Source organism: Stenotrophomonas maltophilia, from assembly GCF_001274595.1.
Lineage (GTDB): Bacteria > Pseudomonadota > Gammaproteobacteria > Xanthomonadales > Xanthomonadaceae > Stenotrophomonas > Stenotrophomonas forensis.
Window position 1 is genome coordinate 4,033,786 of sequence record NZ_CP011010.1, and the last position, 16,997, is coordinate 4,050,782.

Here is a 16,997-nt window from a genome sequence, read left to right on the forward strand (position 1 = left end):
TGCTGCACTGCTGCGTTGACCGTGCGCGGAAACGCCGTTGATAATCCGGGCGATGCCGGCGGCCACCGCCCGGCCCGGTCCATACGGAGCTTTAGCATGCGCCACGCTCGCGTTCTTGCCGTATCCGCCCTTGCCACTGCCGTAGTCGTTGCCGCCGCTGCGTTCGCGCAGACCACGTTGACCCCGCTGCCCGACAACGGGCCGATCAACACCGCCTCGCTGGAGGTGGATTTCAGCAAGACCCACTGGGGCGATGCCAAGGCTGGCCAGACCAAGGCCTCGGCCTGCGCGGCCTGCCACGGCGCCGACGGCAACGCCACGGTGGAGATGTACCCGTCCATCGCCGGCCAGAGCGAACGCTACGTGGCCCAGCAGATGGCCCTGATCGCCAATGGCCAGCGCAGTTCCGGCGCGGCGGTGGCGATGGTGCCGTTCGTGCAGAACCTTACGCCGCAGGACATGCGCGACATCGGCGCCTACTTCGCCACCCAGAAGGCCACGGCCGGCATCGCCGACGACACCGCGGTCACCGACGGCCCTTACAAGGGCATGAAGTTCTACGAGATCGGCCAGCAGCTGTACCGCGGTGGCGACGCCAAGCGCGGCCTGCCGGCCTGCATGGCCTGCCACGGCCCCAGCGGCGCGGGCAATCCGGGGCCCGCCTATCCGCATCTCGGTGGCCAGCACGCCAGTTATGTCGCGCGACGCCTGCAGGAGTACCAGGCCGGGCAGACCCATGAGACCGACAAGACCCATTTCCAGATCATGGCCACGGTCGCGCAGAAGCTGAGCGAACAGGAGGTGCAGGCGCTGTCGAGCTACCTGCAGGGCCTGCACAACAAGGCCGACGACCTGGCCGCTGCGGCCACGCCAACGCAACCGGCTGCCGCCCCCTGACCACCACTGGTCGGCCCGGGCCGCCACCGCGGCCCCTGCCTGCGGTATGTTTCCTTCACGCCGGCGACCGCGCCGGCGTTGCTTTTTTCAACGGAGATGCGTGTCGATGAGGTTGATTCCCCGCCTGCTGTTGTCCCTGCTGGTCCTGCTGCCGCTGGCCGCCAGTGCCGCCGCCCCTGCCAACGCACCGCTGGTGGAAGGCAAAGACTACGAACGTATCGCCCAGCCGGGCCCGTTCCAGCCGCTGGCCGGGAAGATCGAAGTGGTCGAGGTCTTCGGCTACACCTGCCCGCACTGCGCCCATTTCGAGCCGCAGCTGGAGGCCTGGGCCGCCAAGCTGCCGGCCGACGTGCGCTTCACCCCGGTGCCGGCCGCCTTCGGCGGCGCCTGGGATGCCTGGGCCCTGGCCTACTACGCCGCTGACGAAGTGGGCGTGGCCAAGCGCAGCCATGCCGCCGTGTTCAAGGCACTGCACCAGGACGGCGCGCTGCCGATGCAGAACATCTCGGCCGATGAGCTCGCCAACTTCTACAAAGCCTACGGCGTGGCCCCGGACCGTTACCTGCAGGCGCTGCGGGGCGAGGCCGTGCAGAAGAAGGTCGATGCCGCCCGCGCGTTCGCCCAGCGCACCAAGGTGCCGGGCACCCCGGCCATCATCATCAACGGCCAGTACCTGGTGCGTGGCAACAGCTTCGACGACCAGCTGCGCATCGCCTCTGCACTGATCGCCCAGGCCCGCGCGGCCCGCGGCCGCTGAACCAACACCCACCATCGACACGGCGCTGTCGCCGCCGCGTGTCATCATTTCCCTCTGGCCGGTGCCTGACGCCGGCCCCACCATTCCAGATGCTGGAGACGTTTCCATGAAGACCCGTTTCGCCGCCCTCGCCCTCGCAGCGCTGCTGCCGATCCTGGCCGCCTGCAAGGCCGATGACGGCAGCGCCAACACCACCGCGGCTCCGGCCGAACCGGCACCGGCTCCGGCCAGCACCGAGCCGGCGACTCCGGCGGCGGGCGCCGAGGGCGCTGCCCCGGCCGCTGCCGAAGGCGACAAGGCTGCGGCCGAAGCCGCTCCGGCGGCCGCTCCGGCCCCGACCACCGCCGCGCTGACCGGCCCGGCCCCGGTGGAAGGCGCCGATTACCAGGTCATCCCGAACGGCCAGCCGTTCCAGCCGGCCGCCGGCAAGATCGAAGTGACCGAGATCTTCGGCTACGTCTGCCCGGCCTGTGCCGCGTTCCAGCCGCTGGTCGGCCCGTGGAAGGCCGGCCTGCCGAGCGACGTGAACTTCGTCTACGTGCCGGCCATGTTCGGCGGCACCTGGGATGACTACGCCCGTGCCTTCTACGCCGCGCAGACCCTGGGCGTGCAGGAGAAGACCCACGAAGCGCTGTACGCCGCCATCCACTCGCAGAAGACCCTGAAGGGCGAGCGCGGCCGTGACTCGGTGGACGACATCGCCAAGTTCTACGGCGCCTATGGCGTGGATCCGAAGCAGTTCGCCGCCACCATGGGCAGCTTCGCGGTGAACGCCAAGACCAACTCGGCCAAGCAGTTCGCCCAGCGCAGCCAGATCAGCGGCACGCCGTCGATCATCGTCAATGGCAAGTACCTGGTGAAGGGCAAGAGCTTCCCGGACATGCTGCGCATTGCCGACCACCTGATCGCCCGCGAACGCGGTGCGGCCCAGGCTCACTGATCCAAGAGACGTTTTCCCCGGCCGTGAATTCCCCCCGTACACGGACCCTGCGCTTGCTGACGGCCAACATCCAGGCCGGCTCAAGTACCCGCCGCTACAGCGACTATGTGACCCGCAGCTGGTCACATGCGCTGCCGGCGGGTCGCAAGCGCAGCAGCCTTGACGCGATTGCCACCTTGGCGCGCGAACATGACATCGTCGGCCTGCAGGAGGCCGACCCGGGCAGCCTGCGCTCGGGCTTCACCAACCAGACCCATTACCTGGCCCAGCGCGCCGGCTTCAATTACTGGAGCCACCAGCCGAACCGGCGCATGGGCGGGGTCGCCTCCAGCGCCAACGGCTTGCTGAGCAAGCTGGAACCGGTGGAAGTGCAGGACCACGCCCTGCCCGGCCGCATCGGCGGGCGTGGCGTGCTGCTGGCCAAGTTCGGCGACGGTACCGACGGCCTGGCGGTGGCGGTGGCGCATCTGTCACTTGGCGCGGGCTCGCGGATGTCGCAGCTGGGTTTCATCGCCGAGCTGCTGTCCGACCACCCCAACGCGGTGCTGATGGGCGATTTCAACTGCCTGGCCGAACGCCCGGAAATGCAGGTGCTGTACCAGAAGACCCGGCTGCAGCCGCCCGGCTGCATCGTACCGACCTTCCCCAGCTGGCGCCCCGACCGCGCCATCGACCACATCCTGGTCAGCAGCGGGCTGCAGACCCGCACCGTGGAAGCCGTACCGGCCGCGTTCTCCGACCACCTCGCCCTGGCGATGGCGATCGACGTCCCGGCCGACGCCCTGCGCTGAAAAAGGGGACGGAGGGGATTAAGTCGTTTGTGGCACAAACGACTTAATCCCCTCCGTCCCCTTTTTCATGCGGTGACCGGCACCTTCAGCCTTCGCGCGGTCATCGTGCTGCCCACCGAGGCCAGCACGGTGCAGCCTATCGCCAGCCACTGCAGCCCATGCAGGTGCTCGTGCAGCAGCAGCATCGCCCACAGCGCGGCCACCGCCGGTTCCATGCTGATCAGGATGCCGAAGGTCTCCTTGGGCAGGCGCTTGAGCGCCATCATTTCCAGCGACATCGGGATCGCACTGGATACCAGCGCCACCAGCAGCCCCGCCGCCAGGATCTTCGGATCGAGCAGCGCCGCACCGGCATGCACCACGCCCACCGGCACCACCACCAGCGACGCCGCCAGCAGCCCCAGCGACACCGAATGCCCGGCGTGCAGGTGGCCGGCGCGCTTGCCGAACACGATGTACAGGCCCCAGCACGCCGCCGCACCCATTGCATACAGCACACCGGCCGGGTCCAGCGCCGGGCCGCCCCCCAACGGCAGCAACAGCAACAACCCCACCACCGCGCAACCTACCCAGACGAAGTCGATCGGTCGTCGTGATGACAGCATCGCCACCGTCAACGGCCCGGTGAATTCAATGGCCACCGCGATGCCGAAGGGAATCGTGCGCAGGGCCATGTAGAACAGCAGGTTCATCAGGCCCAGGGTGAACCCGTAGCGCAGGATGGTGATCGCATCCACACGCGTGGTTTTCCAGCGCCACGGCCGCCAGAACAGCAGCAGCAACAGCGCCGAGAAGCCCACGCGCAGCGCGCTGGTGCCCTGGGCGCCGATCAGCGGAAACAGGTGTTTTGCGTAGGAGGTGCCGATGGCCAGCGAGGTGACCGAGCCCAGCACCGCCAGCGCCGGCAACATCGGCGCGAATCGTGAGGTCTGCATGGGCAAAGTCTATTGCGCCCACGCCGAGCACTTGGCTCAATTGACAGCCCGTTCGTGCAATTTCTGCTCGCCATGGCCATCGCCCCCGTGCTCGACAGTTTCGACCGCGCCATCCTCGACCTGCTGCAGCGGGACAACACCCTGCCGCAGCGCGAAATCGCCGAGGCCGTGCACCTGTCCACCCCGGCCGTGCAACGCCGGATCAAGCGCCTGCAGGACAGCGGCGTGATCGCGGCCAACGTGGCGGTGGTCGCCGCAGCCAAGGTCGGGCGACCACTGACCATCATCGTCGAGGTGCGCGTGGTCAGCGAGCAGCGCGAGCGCGTGGCGCCGTTCAAGCGTCGCGTGCAGGACGACCCTGCCGTGCAGCAGTGCTACTCGATCACCGGCGACGGCGACTTCCTGCTGCTGCTTTCAGCGGCGTCGATGGAAGAATACGAGGCGATCACCGAGCGCCTGTTCGGCGGTGATGACAACATCGAGCGGTTCCGGACCTCGGTGGCACTGGGGACGCTGAAGCGGAGTTTCGAAGTGCCGCTGCTACCGCCCCTGTAGAGTCGAGCTTGCTCGACTGCCCTTTGACGACTCCCCTTTGACCGCAAAGCAACAGCCGTCGAGCGTGGCTCGACGCTACAGTCCGAAGCCATGAGCACAACCACCTCCCCTGCACATCGCCTGCGCCACTGGCTGCTGCGCGGCCTGTTCCTGGCCATTGCCATCGTTGCAGCCCTGGCGCTGTGGAACAGCCCGTGGGCGGCCGCGCCAAGAATGCTGTGGTCACTGGCACGGATGCCCGCCGCCACCGAGCTGCCGGTGCCGGTGCAGGGCGTGCGCCCAAGGCAGATCGCCGATACGTTCGGCGCGCCACGGGGTCGTGATCGTTCCCACGCCGGCATCGACATCTTCGCCAGGCGCGGTACGCCGGTGCGCAGCGCCACGCCCGGCGTCGTCGCCGATGTCAGCGAACGCGGGCTTGGCGGCCGCCAGGTCTGGGTGATCGGGCCGGGACGGGAACGCTACTACTACGCGCATCTGGAAAGCTGGGCCGACGGTCTGGCACGCGGCCAGGTGGTCCGGCCCGGCGACCTGCTCGGCCATGTCGGCGACAGCGGCAACGCCAAGGGCACGCCGCCGCACCTGCACTGGGGCATCTACGGCGCCGAAGGCGCGCGCGACCCGCTGCCGCTGCTGCGCTGACCCTTTGGTCGACCAGGCTCGACGCCACGCCCGGCCAGACGCATCATCAAGCGCAGTGACAGGGAAAGCACACCGATGACCCGCCTTCGCACCACCGCGCCGTTGGTGGCCCTTGTGCTGCTGGCCACCGGCTGCAGTACCCTGCAGGCACGCCACGACCCGTTGTGTGCGCATCTTCTTGCCTTCGCCAACAGCGCCTCGCTCGGCACCCAGCCGGCGATTGAACTGGTCAGCGACTGGAGCAGCTTCAGCAAGCACTGCACGCATGGCGGCACCCCTGCGGGCAGGCAGTTCTGCGATTGGCTGCTGCCCAATACGTCCACCGAATTCGCCACGATCAACATCCAGCGCACCCTGGCCTGCCTGGCCCCCGGGACGAACTACGCCGGCTCGGAACGGCTGTTCCCGGAATACGTGACCGGGAAGGTGCAGTCCCTGGATGTGCGCGGACTCGACGCGGACGTAGTGATCACCGTCGAATACGCCGTCGGCATCGAGGGGGAACGGCCGCGCATGAAGGTCCAGGCCGAACGCCTGCCACCGCAGGACTAGATCGGCCGCGATAGCATGCGCACCGCCCTCGCCCATTTGTAAACGAAAACAATTCCCATTACGCTATTTGCGTTTTGCGGACGGCCAGGACGGTTCGTCCGTGCTCGCATTGCCCAGCCACCGCCCTGAACGCAGGGTTCCGCCAGCGGCGTGAGATCCCCACCAGCCGCGGCGCCAGACCATCCGGGAAGCCGGTCGGACGCACGCACGTGCCCGTCCAGGAACCCCAATGATCCGTTCGACCTCCCCCGTTCTGCCCCATCGCCTGTCCGCGGCGGTGCTGTCCGCCCTCAGCCTGGCCATCGCTCCGGCCGCCTTCGCCGACGCTGCCGCCGACCCGACCACCCTCGACAAGGTCGTGGTCAAGGGCGAGCGCGCCGAAGGCTATTCGGTGCGCCGCACCTCCGCCGGTACCCGTTTCGACCTGGCACCGCGCGAGATCCCGCAGTCGATCAGCATCATCAGCCACCAGCGCATCGAAGACCAGAAGCTGGACGACATCATCGACGTGCTGGCCAACACCACCGGCGTGACCAGCACCCAGTCCGACAGCGAGCGCACCGAGTTCTACGCGCGCGGGTTCTACATCGATGCCTACCAGTTCGATGGCCTGCCGACGCAGATGGTGCAGAACTGGAGCTACGGTGATTCCGGCCTCGATCTGGCCCTGTACGACCGCGTGGAAGTGGTGCGCGGTGCCACCGGCCTGCTCAGTGGTGCCGGCAATCCGTCGGCATCGGTGAACCTGATCCGCAAGCATGCCGACAGCGCCGAACTGACCGGCAGCGTCTCGGTGAACGTGGGCAGCTGGGGCCGCACCCGCACCACCGTGGACGTGGGCAGCGCGCTCAATGCCAGCGGTACCGTGCGTGGCCGCGTCATCGGCAGCTACCTGGATACCGACGGCCAGATGGACCGCTACAACCAGCGCAAGACGCTGGGCTACGCGGTCATCGATGCCGACCTGACCCCGGACACCCAGCTGAGCGTGGGCTACGACTACCAGCAGAAGCGTGCCAATGGCGCCACCTGGGGCGGCTTCCCGATGCTGTACTCGGACGGAAGCCGTACGCCGTATGACGAGTCCTTCAATGCCAGCCCGGACTGGACCTACTGGGACACCACCAGCAAGCGTGCCTTCGCCACGCTGCAGCATGCCTTCAGCAACGGCTGGAAGTTCAAGATCGGCGCCACCCACGACGAGACCAAGGCCGACGACAAGCTGTTCTATCCGGCCTACAACAACTGGGTCACCGGGGCCTCCAACTTCAACAAGACCACCGGTGCTGGCATCTCGCCGTCGGCCGGCTTCTACAACACCGAGCGCAAGGTCAACGCCGTCGATGGCTACGTGGATGGTCCGTTCCGCCTGTTCGGCCGCGAACACCAGTTCATGGCCGGCCTGAGCTACAACAAGCGTGAGTACGCCAACTACGGCGACTACCAGGTGGGCGGCGCCTACCTGCCGTGGGATCCGTTTGCCAGCTACTTCAACTGGACCGGCAACATCAGCCAGCCCAACTGGAACCCGCTGGCGCTGGCCAGCCGCGGCACCATCACCCAGAAGGCCGGCTACCTCGCCACCCGCCTGACGCTGGCCGATCCGCTGAAGCTGATTCTCGGTGCGCGCTACACCGACTGGAAGAGCGAAGGCGAGAACGATGACCGCGAACACAAGGTGACCACGCCCTACGCCGGCCTGGTGTACGACATCAACGACACCTGGTCTGCCTACACCAGCTATACCGAAATCTTCCAGCCACAGACCGCGCGCGACCGCAACGATCGCTACCTCGATCCGGTGGATGGCAAGAGCTACGAAGTGGGCGTCAAGGCCGCCTGGTTCGACAATCGCCTGAATGCCTCGCTGGCGGTCTTCCGCATCGAGCAGGACAACGTCGCCCAGGCCACCAATGAACCGATCATCGGCCGGCCCGGCGAACTCGCTTCGATTGCCGCGCGGGGCACCGTCAGCCGCGGCTTCGAGTTCGAAGTGAACGGCGAGCTGGCACCGGGCTGGAATGCCACCTTCGGCGCATCGCGCTACGTGGCCAAGGACATCAACGGCAGCGACATCAACACCAACCTGCCGCAGACCGCGTTGAAGCTGTTCACCAGCTACACCCCGCAGTCGCTGCAGGAACTGACCGTCGGCGGCGGCGCCAACTGGCAGAACCGCATCTACTACACGGTGCCGGCCTATGGCCGCATCGAGCAGAGCGGCTATGCGCTGGTCAGCGCCTTCGTGCGCTACCGCATCTCGCCGGAGTTCAGCGTGCAGGCCAACCTCAACAACCTGCTGGACAAGAAATACCTGTCGCAGATCAATGGTTACGGCGCCTTCGGTGATGGCCGCAACGGCTCGCTGACCTTTACCTGGTCGTTCTGATGCAAACGGCGCCGGGGCAACCCGGCGCCGTGCATTCCGTAGCGTCGAGCGCCGCACCGGGAGGGTCCCGGCGCGGCATCCCGAGGTCAGAACCGCAGGTCCGCGCGCAGGTACCAGTAGCGCCCACGCGGGATGTCGTAGGTCGAGGCGTCGTAGCCATTCAACGAACACGACAGGCAGATCGGCGGATCCTTGTCGAACACGTTGTTCAGGCCAGCGGTCAGCTGCAGCCCCTTCATCCAGTCGATCTTGTAGCCCACCTGCATGTCGTGGAAGGTGGTGGCCGACAGCGTGTTGGTGCCGGCCGCCTGGTTGCTGCACACCGGGAACACCGCAGCATCGCCGCAGTTCTCGGTCAGCTCGGAGATGTGGCGCACCGTCCAGTTGGCGCTCCAGCGGTCCATCGTCCAGCCGATGCTGGCGTTGCTGGTCCACTCCGGAATCGAACTGTCCGCCACCTCCACGCCCGGCTTCTGCGGCTGCTTCTGCCCGGCCGCGCCGGTGGCCTCGTAACGGCCGACGAAGGTGTTCTTCCAGGCCAGCTTGAACTGGCCGATGGAGGTCTGCGGCAACGTCCAGAACAGGTCCACGTCCCAGCCATCGGTCTTGATCGACCCCAGGTTGGTCAGGCGGTTGTTGAAGCTGCTGACCGCACCGGTGCTGGCACGGGTGATGCCATTGCAGTAGATCGGGTCCAGCGTATCCACGCACAGGTCCAGCTGGGTCTGCGCATTGATCGCCTGGATCGCGCCGTCGATGGCATGGCGGTAGAAGGTCACCTCCACATCGAAGCGCTCCGACCACGACGCGTTGTTGCCGAACCACGGGCTCCACACGAAGCCGGCGCTGAAGCTGCGCGAGCGTTCCGGATCCAGCTCACGGTTGCCGCCGGTGGTCACCGAGATCTGCGAGTTGGCCTGCTGGAAGCCTGCCGGTACGCCCAGCGCGGCACAGTTGGCCGCACTGCCACGCGGCGCCGTGCCACCCAGGCCTACCGAGCAGGGATCGAACAGCTGCAGGTCGGCACGCGCCGCCGAGCCGTACAGTTCGCCGATCGACGGCGCACGGAAGCCCTCGGCATAGGTCGTGCGCAGCACGAAGTCGTCGGTCACCTGCCAGCGCAGGCCGTACTTGGGCGTGAACTCGCCACCGAAGGTGGAGTAATCCGAGTAGCGCCCGGCCAGGCTCAGGTCCAGCTTCTTGCCGAACGGCGAGTCGGCGAAGATCGGCACGCTCAACTCCAGGTAGGCCTCGTTGACGTCATAGGAGCCGGAGGTCGGCTGCGACGGTACGCCGTTGTAGTGGCCGATCACCGTCAGCGGATCAGGCTGGTAGGACCCCTTGTACCTGCGATGCTCGACGCCGGTGGCGAAGGACACCGGGCCGGCCGGCAGCGAGAACAGCTCGCTGGACAGGTTGGCGGTGAACAGGCTCAGTTCGTTCTGGCTGCGGTCGCGCACCACCGGCTGGATCCACTTCAGCATGTCCGGGGTGATCGAGCCGACGCCGCCGAAGATGTTCAGCGGCACGCAGCCCGGGGTGGCCGCACACACCGCCGGATCGCCCAGCGCCATGTTCACCTTGTAGATGTCATAGCTGCCGTAGTTGGTCTGTTCGGCCTTGTTCTTGCTGTACATGCCGTTGACGTCCCAGTACCAGCTGCGGTCGGCGGCATGGAAGTCGCCGACCAGGCCGGTGGCGAAATAGGTGGTGTCCACCTTCTGCTTGAACACGCGCGCACCGCCTTCCACCGGGCGGCGGCCGATCAGGCTCATGTTGTCGCCGGACACCAGGTCGAAGCCGAACGGGTTGTACGGGTTCAGGCGCGAGACCACGATGTTGTCGGCCAGCGGATTGCCGGTGGCACCGTCGGGGCCGAAGAACAGCGGCTCCGGCCCGGCCTGGTTGGTCGACTCGCGGCGGTTGCCCAGTGCCTTGACGTACCACTGCACGTTGTCGGCGATGTCGAAGCGGAACTGGCCGAACAGGCCTTTGCGCTCCGACGGCGTCAGCACCATGTTGTATTCGGCGAAGTTGAAGCGGTCGGCGCTGGTGAAGCAATGGTAGTCATCGGTGCGGTTGCAGCCGGCGCTGCCGTCGTAACGCGGATTGCTCACGCCGGTATTGGGCACGATGTTCTGCGAGGCGCCGGTGTTCGGATCGACGAAGGCGAAGCGGCCCTGCGGAATGCCGCCACTGCCGAACGCCAGCCCGGTGCCCGGAATCGGGAAGCGCGACTGCTCGCGATCCTTGGCGAACACCGGGTCCTGCTTGGTCCAGCTGGCGCCCAGGAACAGGCTGAAGCGATCGCCGCTCTTGCCCCAGGCCAGGTCCACGCCCTTCTGGGTGCCGTCGCCCTTGCTGTATTCGCCGTAGTTCAGCGTCACCTGGCCGCCATCGAAATCGCGGCGGGTGATGATGTTGACCACACCGGCAATGGCGTCGGAGCCGTACAGCGATGACGCACCATCCTCCAGCACTTCGATGCGTTCGACGATGGCCAGCGGAATGGTGTTGAGGTCGGTGGCCGAGCCCACGCCCGACGCAGACGATTCATTGACCCAGCGGATGCCATCGACCAGCACCAGCACGCGCTTGGCGCCCAGGTGGCGGAGATCGACCTGCGCCGAACCGGCGCCCACGCCACTGCCATCGGGCGGGAAGCCGAAATTGCCGGACGAATTGAACTTGGCGTTGAGCGCCGAACCGGACCCGGTGAGCTGCTGCAGCACCTCGCCGATCGAGGTCAGGCCGGTGCGCTCGATGTCACCGCGGGTCAGCGTCTGGATCGGCACCTGGCCTTCGACTTCAGCACGCTTGATGCGGGTACCGGTGACTTCCACCGCATCGAGGTTGGTGGTGGATTGTGCAGCGGCACCCAGCGGTGCCAGGGCCGTCACGCACAGCGCGACAGCAACCGCCAACGGGCGGTGATGCAGGTGAATCATTCGCTCTCTCTCCAAAGGAATGTCGGGACATGGACTGCCGCGCTCCCCCCTGCATGGCGGCAGCGTCTCCTTTGTAAACAAGCGGTAAAAATCACGGCGTGATGATCGACACTCTTTCACGCGGAATTGACGCAATTGACGGCTGATTACGTCAAATGACGACAAATTAAGACCGGACGGTACTGTTCGCCGTGCGCAGCACAAATGCCAGCTGCGACAGCGTGCGCCGAGATCAACCGCCTTCCATCAAGCCGTCTTTGCCAGTGCCGCCAAGGGCGGCCGAGTGCTTCCACGCGCAGGCCGCGCTGGCTGACAGCCAACAGCACACGCGCCATGTCCTGGTAATGGGTGTCGTCGGCCGTCGACAGGCGCACCGCCGGGCGACGCGGCAGTGGCAGCTGCTGCGCCTGCGCCAGCACCTGCTGCAGCGCCGGCATATCCAGCGGTTGCCCCTTCAGGAACATGCCTCCTGCGGCATCCAGGAAGGGCGGCCTGCCGATAGCAGGCCGCCCGTTGACGAACTCACCGCACGAAGGCGATGCGCTCCATGCCGGTAGCCTCGGCGGCGGCCAGGATCCTGGCCATGCCTTCGTATTCGGCCGCCGGATCGGTGGCGATACGCAGCTCCGGCAGGTTGCCGGCGTGCTCACCCGCCTGCGCCTGCAGGCGCGCCTGCAGATCGCCGATCGCCATCGGTTGCCCGTCCCAGCTCAGCTGGTTGGACGCATCCAGGCGCAGCTCGATCGGCACTGGCGGTTCGGGGCGATCGATCGTGCGATCGGTGGTCTGTGGCAACTGCACGGCAATCGGCCGGGCCACGATCGGCGCGGTCACGATGAAGATGATCAACAGCACCAGCATCACATCCACCAGTGGCGTGACATTGATCTCCGCCAGTGGGCCGCTTCGTCCTGCGCTACTGAACGCCATGTGCCGCTCCCTGCAGCCGGGCCGTTCGCCCAAGGCCGACACTACGGCGCGTCCCGCCCCATGTGGCAGTGCCGCTACCTGCAACATTCAGCTGCCGTTGCCGAGCGGCGGCGTGCACGCAATGCGAAACTGAATTCAGCCAGCGCCCGCTATGCTGGACGCCATGACCCGACGCTCTTCGACCGCCCTGTCCCTGCTGCCCTTGGCCACCACGCTGCTGATCGGCTGCGCCAATGCCCAGTCCCTCGATGCCCAGAATGCGCAGCTGAAAGCCGCCATCGCTGCCGCCGAGCGCGGCCAGTTCGATCCCGGCCAGGCCGGTGCGCTCAGCCGCCACCCGGCCTATGGCTGGCTGGAATACGCCAACCTGCGCCGCAACATCGATACCGTCGATACCGCACAGGCACAGGCCTTCCTCAAGCGCTACGACGGCCAGGCCGTGGCCACCACCTTCCGCAGCGTGTGGCTGCCCTCGGTCGCGCGACGCCAGGACTGGCCGACCCTGCTGGCCAACTGGGCACCGACCGACAACGCCGGCCTGCGCTGCGCCCAGCTGACCGCGCGCCAGGTGACCGGCAAGGTCGATCCGCAGTGGATCAGCGAGGCACAGGACCTGTGGCGCAAGAACGGCAAGTCGCTACCCGACGGCTGCGATGCGGTTTTCGCCGTGCTGCAGGCGCAGGGCGGGTTGAGTGACGCGCTGCGCTGGGAGCGCATCGACGCCGCCGCCGACGCGCAGCAGCCGGCGGTGATGCGCAGTGCGGCGCGCGGCCTGCCCGCCACCGACCTGGCACTGGCCAACACGTACGCCGCGTTCGTCGACAAACCCAACGCCAGCGCACTGAACTGGCCGCGCAACGAGCGCAGCCGGCGCATCGCCACCGATGGCCTGGCCAAGCTGGCCAAGGCCGACCCGGGCGCCACCGAGCAGCAGCTGCCGCAGTACGCGCAGGCCCTCGGCCTGAGTGCCGACCAGCAGGGCCAGGTGCTGTACCAGATCGCGCTGTGGACGGTGGCCTCCTATCTGCCGGAGTCGGCGCGCCGCCTCAATGCAGTGCCGGAGTCGGCGTATGACGAGCGGTTGCACGAATGGCGCGTGCGCGAGGCCATGTCGCGTGGCGACTGGCCGGCGGCACTGACCGCGCTGCGCAAGATGGGCAGCAAGCAACGCAGCGACCCGCGCTGGCGCTACTTCGAAGGCCGCATGCTGGAGAAGACCGGCCAGGCACAGCAGGCCCAGGCGCTGTTCCGCGATGCCGCACGCGCCCCCACCTTCCACGGCTTCCTCGCCGCCGACAAGCTGCAGCAGGGCTATACGCTGTGCCCGTGGAAGCCGAACGACAGCGCGCAGGCGCAGGCCGTGATCGCGCGCGACCCGGCCATCCAGCGTGCGATGGCGCTGTACCAGATCGACCGCACCGGCTGGGCCGTGGCCGAATGGAACAGTGCGCTGTCGCGCTTCGATGACACCCAGCGCCGCCTTGCCGTGCGCGTGGCGCAGGACAACGGCTGGTTCGACCGCGCCGTGTTCGCACTCGGCAAGCAGCCGCAGGAACAGCGCCTGTACGACCTGCGCTTCCCGCTGCACCACGACGCCACCATCCGCCGCGAATCGGCACGCAATGCCATCGACCCGGCCTGGGTGGCGGCGGAAATCCGCGCGGAGAGCACCTTCACCCCGCGCGCGCGTTCGCCTGCCAACGCAATGGGCCTGATGCAGGTGCTGCCGGCCACCGGTGCCGGCGTGGCCAAGTCGATCGGCCTGACCGGCTACGGCGGCGCCGACAGCCTGTACGACCCGGACACCAACATCGCCATCGGTACGGCGTACCTGCGCCAGCTTATGAACAAGTACGACGGCCTGCCATATGTGACCATCGCCGCCTACAACGCCGGCCCGACCCCGACCGCCCGCTGGCAGGGCCAGCGACCGGGCTTCGATCCGGACCTGTGGATCGAAACGATCAGCTACAAGGAAACCCGCGAGTACGTGGCCCGCGTGCTGGCCTTCAGCGTGATCTACGACTGGCGCCTCAACGGCGATGCGCTGCCGCTGAGCGACCGTCTGATGGGCCGCCTGGTGGACAAGCGCAAGAGCTTCAGCTGCGCCGCCAACGCCGATCAGGGCGGCGATTGATCGCAACACGGTAGTGCCGGCCGCTGGCCGACACTCCCCGGTATCCACTCCCTGGGGAGGGAAACGATGAGCCTGCTGGCCTGGATCGGGATGTTCGTCGCCTGGAGCCTGCTCGCCACCTGGGTGCTGCGCTGGGGTGGCGCGGCCTGGATGGAAGGCTGGAAGTCACTGGCCTTCGTCGACAGCTGGGGCAGCCTGTGGGACGAGGCGCAGATCAAGCTGTATTTCCTCTGCCTGTGGATCGTCTACGGGCTGTGGTTCCTGGCCGGCCTGTTCGTGCCGGGGTGGCGCGGCCTGGCGTAATGCCTCTGCATGGGTAGTGCCGGCCGCTGGCCGGCAACCGCTATTGTCCAGGGGTTGCCGGCCAGCGGCCGGCACTACCGGTGCATCTGCGCCGACCATGCGATCATCGCCCCATGAAGATCTATCTTGTCGGCGGCGCCGTGCGCGACCGCCTGCTGCAACGCCCTGCCGGCGACCGTGACTGGGTGGTGGTCGGCGCCACGCCCGCGCAGATGGAAGCGCAGGGCTACACCGCCGTGGGCCGCGATTTCCCGGTATTCCTGCACCCGCAGACCGGTGAGGAATACGCACTGGCACGCACCGAGCGCAAATCCGGCCGCGGCTATCGTGGCTTCGTGGTCGACGCCGATCCGGCGGTGACGCTGGAAGAGGACCTGCAGCGCCGCGACTTCACCATCAACGCCATTGCCTGCGACGAGGACACCGGCGCGTTGGTCGACCCTTATGGCGGCGTGCGTGATCTTGAACAGCGCGTGCTGCGCCACGTCGGCCCTGCGTTCGTCGAAGATCCGCTGCGTGTGCTGCGCGCGGCACGCTTCATGGCGCGCTTCGCACCGTTGGGTTTCAGCGTCGCCGAAGAAACCACGGCGCTGATGCGCGAGGTGGCCGCCAGCGGTGAGCTTGATGCACTGGTACCGGAGCGCGTGTGGCAGGAACTGCGCAAGGCGCTGGTCTGCGAACGCCCGTCCGCCTTCCTGCGCACGTTGCACGATGCGCATGCGCTGGGCCCGATCCTGCCCGAGCTGGAAGCACTGTACGGCGTGCCGCAACGCGCGGAGTTCCACCCGGAAGTGGATACAGGCATCCACCAGGAAATGGTCAGCGACATGGCCGCGAAACTGGCGCCGGGTGATGACCTGGTCGGCTTCGCCGCCCTCACCCACGACCTCGGCAAGGGCCTGACCCCGCCGGACGAATGGCCGCGCCACATCATGCACGAGCAGCGCGGCCTGAAGCCGCTCAAGGCGCTGTGCGCGCGCCTGAAGATTCCCACCGAGCACCAGCAACTGGCCGAAGCGGTCTGCCGCGAGCACTTGAACGTGCACCGCATCGATGAGCTACGCGATGCCACCGTGCTGGAGTTGCTGGGCCGCTGCGATGCATTGCGCCGGCCCGAGCGCGTGGCCCGCATCGCGCTGTGCTGCGAGGCCGACAAGCGCGGCCGGCTCGGATTTGAGGACGCCGACTACCCGCAGGGTGAAACGCTCAAGCGCCTGCACCAGGCGGCGCTGTCGGTACAGGCGCGGGATTTGGACCTAGTCCATTTGAAGGGCCCTGCGGTGGGCGAGGCCCTGGCGAGGGCCAGGGTGAAGGCGATTGCAGCAGCGCGATAGGAATGTGCGGCTTGCTGGGAAGGCGCGGTGTCAGTTGCTGATGGTCAGTACCTGAAATAGGTATCGCCCAAGGCGGGGTGGTCGCCCGGCTGACGCTTGCTCCTGGTCACTCTCCGAAGATTCATTCGCCTCGCACCTTTCCATCCAAGCGTAGAAAAAACTGAATCCGCCAATTTGGCGTAACTGACAAACCTACGGCCAACTCGATACCCAATCACACAGAAGACAAGAACCCCCACCAAATATGACTGAACCAACAGGTGAAATGGCGCATAGAATTTCCACGCATAGAAAGCTATTACCAACCCCCACCACGGAATTGAGATCACAAGCGAGTATTTAAACACTGAGAACCAATGCGCCAACGTACCAGCACTAACATGCGGATAGGAAACAATGATCCTTCTATCCTCATCAAGAACTGAGATAGCAAAAAACCTTCCTTCATCGTTCCGTGCGCCGACAACTCGAACAACATCACCCTCGTTAAAAGGCCAATTCCAGAGAAGCCCCTCCACATCCATTTCACCAAGTCTGAACTCAACTTTAGTAACTGGCTCTTCCATTTCCTCCACAGACATCATCGCCAAGCCGGCAGCCGAACCACTGAGACCTAATGCGGCGGACAGCGCACCGGTCGCAGCCATTCCTACGCGATCGCCCTCTCGCCAGAAAATATTTTCCATCACGCATTGAACTTTGAGACCGGAGATAACTCCGCTCTCCATTTCAAGTAGAGCCTCTTTGCCGTCACTCATTTGCATACCACTCCTTGAGGGGCCGAATCGAAACCAGACCAGTAGCGCCCCCACACTGCCAGATTGATAACAGCTACTATCTGAAGTAGGTATCCCCAACGCCGGAATTATCGCCCTCTCGCGTCTGAG

General features: G+C 66.5%; 16 protein-coding genes. 11 read left to right on the forward strand and 5 right to left on the reverse strand.

Annotated features, from left to right (window positions below; all coding sequences use genetic code 11):
* Positions 1-96: 96 nt before the first annotated feature.
* The 4 genes from VN11_RS18375 to VN11_RS18390 all read left to right on the forward strand — a co-directional run bounded on the left by VN11_RS18375 (position 97) and on the right by VN11_RS18390 (position 3,385).
* A complete protein-coding gene (locus VN11_RS18375; RefSeq protein ID WP_053450785.1) occupies positions 97-897 on the forward strand; it encodes a c-type cytochrome in 801 nt (266 codons plus the stop codon).
* A gap of 106 nt (positions 898-1,003) precedes the next feature.
* Positions 1,004-1,654: a thiol:disulfide interchange protein DsbA/DsbL gene (locus VN11_RS18380; protein ID WP_053450786.1), complete on the forward strand. Its 651-nt coding sequence runs from the start codon at positions 1,004-1,006 to the stop codon at positions 1,652-1,654.
* 106 nt (positions 1,655-1,760) lie between these two features.
* Positions 1,761-2,594: a thiol:disulfide interchange protein DsbA/DsbL gene (locus VN11_RS18385; protein WP_053450787.1), complete on the forward strand. Its 834-nt coding sequence runs from the start codon at positions 1,761-1,763 to the stop codon at positions 2,592-2,594.
* Between the two features lie 53 nt (positions 2,595-2,647).
* Positions 2,648-3,385, forward strand: coding sequence for an endonuclease/exonuclease/phosphatase family protein (locus VN11_RS18390; protein ID WP_180879119.1), 738 nt, complete (start codon positions 2,648-2,650; stop codon positions 3,383-3,385).
* Positions 3,386-3,450: 65 nt separating this feature from the next.
* Here VN11_RS18390 and VN11_RS18395 read toward each other — a convergent pair whose 3' ends face one another.
* Positions 3,451-4,320, reverse strand: coding sequence for an EamA family transporter (locus VN11_RS18395; RefSeq protein WP_053450788.1), 870 nt, complete (start codon positions 4,318-4,320; stop codon positions 3,451-3,453).
* Positions 4,321-4,392: 72 nt separating this feature from the next.
* Here VN11_RS18395 and VN11_RS18400 point away from each other — a divergent pair, with 72 nt between their 5' ends.
* The 4 genes from VN11_RS18400 (at position 4,393) to fhuE (ending at position 8,458) form a co-directional block, all read left to right on the forward strand.
* Entirely contained in the window at positions 4,393-4,875 is a 483-nt protein-coding gene (locus VN11_RS18400; protein ID WP_040007093.1) for an Lrp/AsnC family transcriptional regulator, read from the forward strand.
* Between the two features lie 90 nt (positions 4,876-4,965).
* Positions 4,966-5,517 (forward strand): M23 family metallopeptidase, encoded by a 552-nt coding sequence (locus VN11_RS18405; protein ID WP_053450789.1) that lies wholly within the window; start codon positions 4,966-4,968, stop codon positions 5,515-5,517.
* 75 nt (positions 5,518-5,592) lie between these two features.
* Positions 5,593-6,069: a hypothetical protein gene (locus VN11_RS18410; protein ID WP_053450790.1), complete on the forward strand. Its 477-nt coding sequence runs from the start codon at positions 5,593-5,595 to the stop codon at positions 6,067-6,069.
* A 229-nt stretch (positions 6,070-6,298) separates the two neighbouring features.
* Positions 6,299-8,458, forward strand: coding sequence for a ferric-rhodotorulic acid/ferric-coprogen receptor FhuE (fhuE, locus tag VN11_RS18415; RefSeq protein ID WP_053450791.1), 2,160 nt, complete (start codon positions 6,299-6,301; stop codon positions 8,456-8,458).
* Between the two features lie 86 nt (positions 8,459-8,544).
* On the opposite strand, the gene VN11_RS18420 is transcribed toward fhuE, so the two are convergent.
* From VN11_RS18420 to VN11_RS18430, 3 genes are all read right to left on the reverse strand, one after another.
* Positions 8,545-11,406 (reverse strand): TonB-dependent receptor plug domain-containing protein, encoded by a 2,862-nt coding sequence (locus VN11_RS18420; protein ID WP_053450792.1) that lies wholly within the window; start codon positions 11,404-11,406, stop codon positions 8,545-8,547.
* 146 nt (positions 11,407-11,552) lie between these two features.
* On the reverse strand, positions 11,553-11,870 hold the full coding sequence (locus tag VN11_RS18425; RefSeq protein ID WP_053450793.1) for a hypothetical protein: 318 nt from the start codon (positions 11,868-11,870) through the stop codon (positions 11,553-11,555).
* A 58-nt stretch (positions 11,871-11,928) separates the two neighbouring features.
* Entirely contained in the window at positions 11,929-12,336 is a 408-nt protein-coding gene (locus VN11_RS18430) for an ExbD/TolR family protein (protein ID WP_053450794.1), read from the reverse strand.
* A 151-nt stretch (positions 12,337-12,487) separates the two neighbouring features.
* Here VN11_RS18430 and VN11_RS18435 point away from each other — a divergent pair, with 151 nt between their 5' ends.
* The 3 genes from VN11_RS18435 (at position 12,488) to VN11_RS18445 (ending at position 16,110) form a co-directional block, all read left to right on the forward strand.
* On the forward strand, positions 12,488-14,473 hold the full coding sequence (locus VN11_RS18435; protein ID WP_053450795.1) for a transglycosylase SLT domain-containing protein: 1,986 nt from the start codon (positions 12,488-12,490) through the stop codon (positions 14,471-14,473).
* Positions 14,474-14,539: 66 nt separating this feature from the next.
* Entirely contained in the window at positions 14,540-14,776 is a 237-nt protein-coding gene (locus tag VN11_RS18440; RefSeq protein ID WP_053450796.1) for a hypothetical protein, read from the forward strand.
* A 113-nt stretch (positions 14,777-14,889) separates the two neighbouring features.
* On the forward strand, positions 14,890-16,110 hold the full coding sequence (locus tag VN11_RS18445) for a multifunctional CCA addition/repair protein (RefSeq protein WP_053450797.1): 1,221 nt from the start codon (positions 14,890-14,892) through the stop codon (positions 16,108-16,110).
* Positions 16,111-16,154: 44 nt separating this feature from the next.
* Here VN11_RS18445 and VN11_RS22390 read toward each other — a convergent pair whose 3' ends face one another.
* Positions 16,155-16,868: a putative type VI secretion system effector gene (locus tag VN11_RS22390; protein WP_148564995.1), complete on the reverse strand. Its 714-nt coding sequence runs from the start codon at positions 16,866-16,868 to the stop codon at positions 16,155-16,157.
* Between the last annotated feature and the right edge of the window lie 129 nt (positions 16,869-16,997).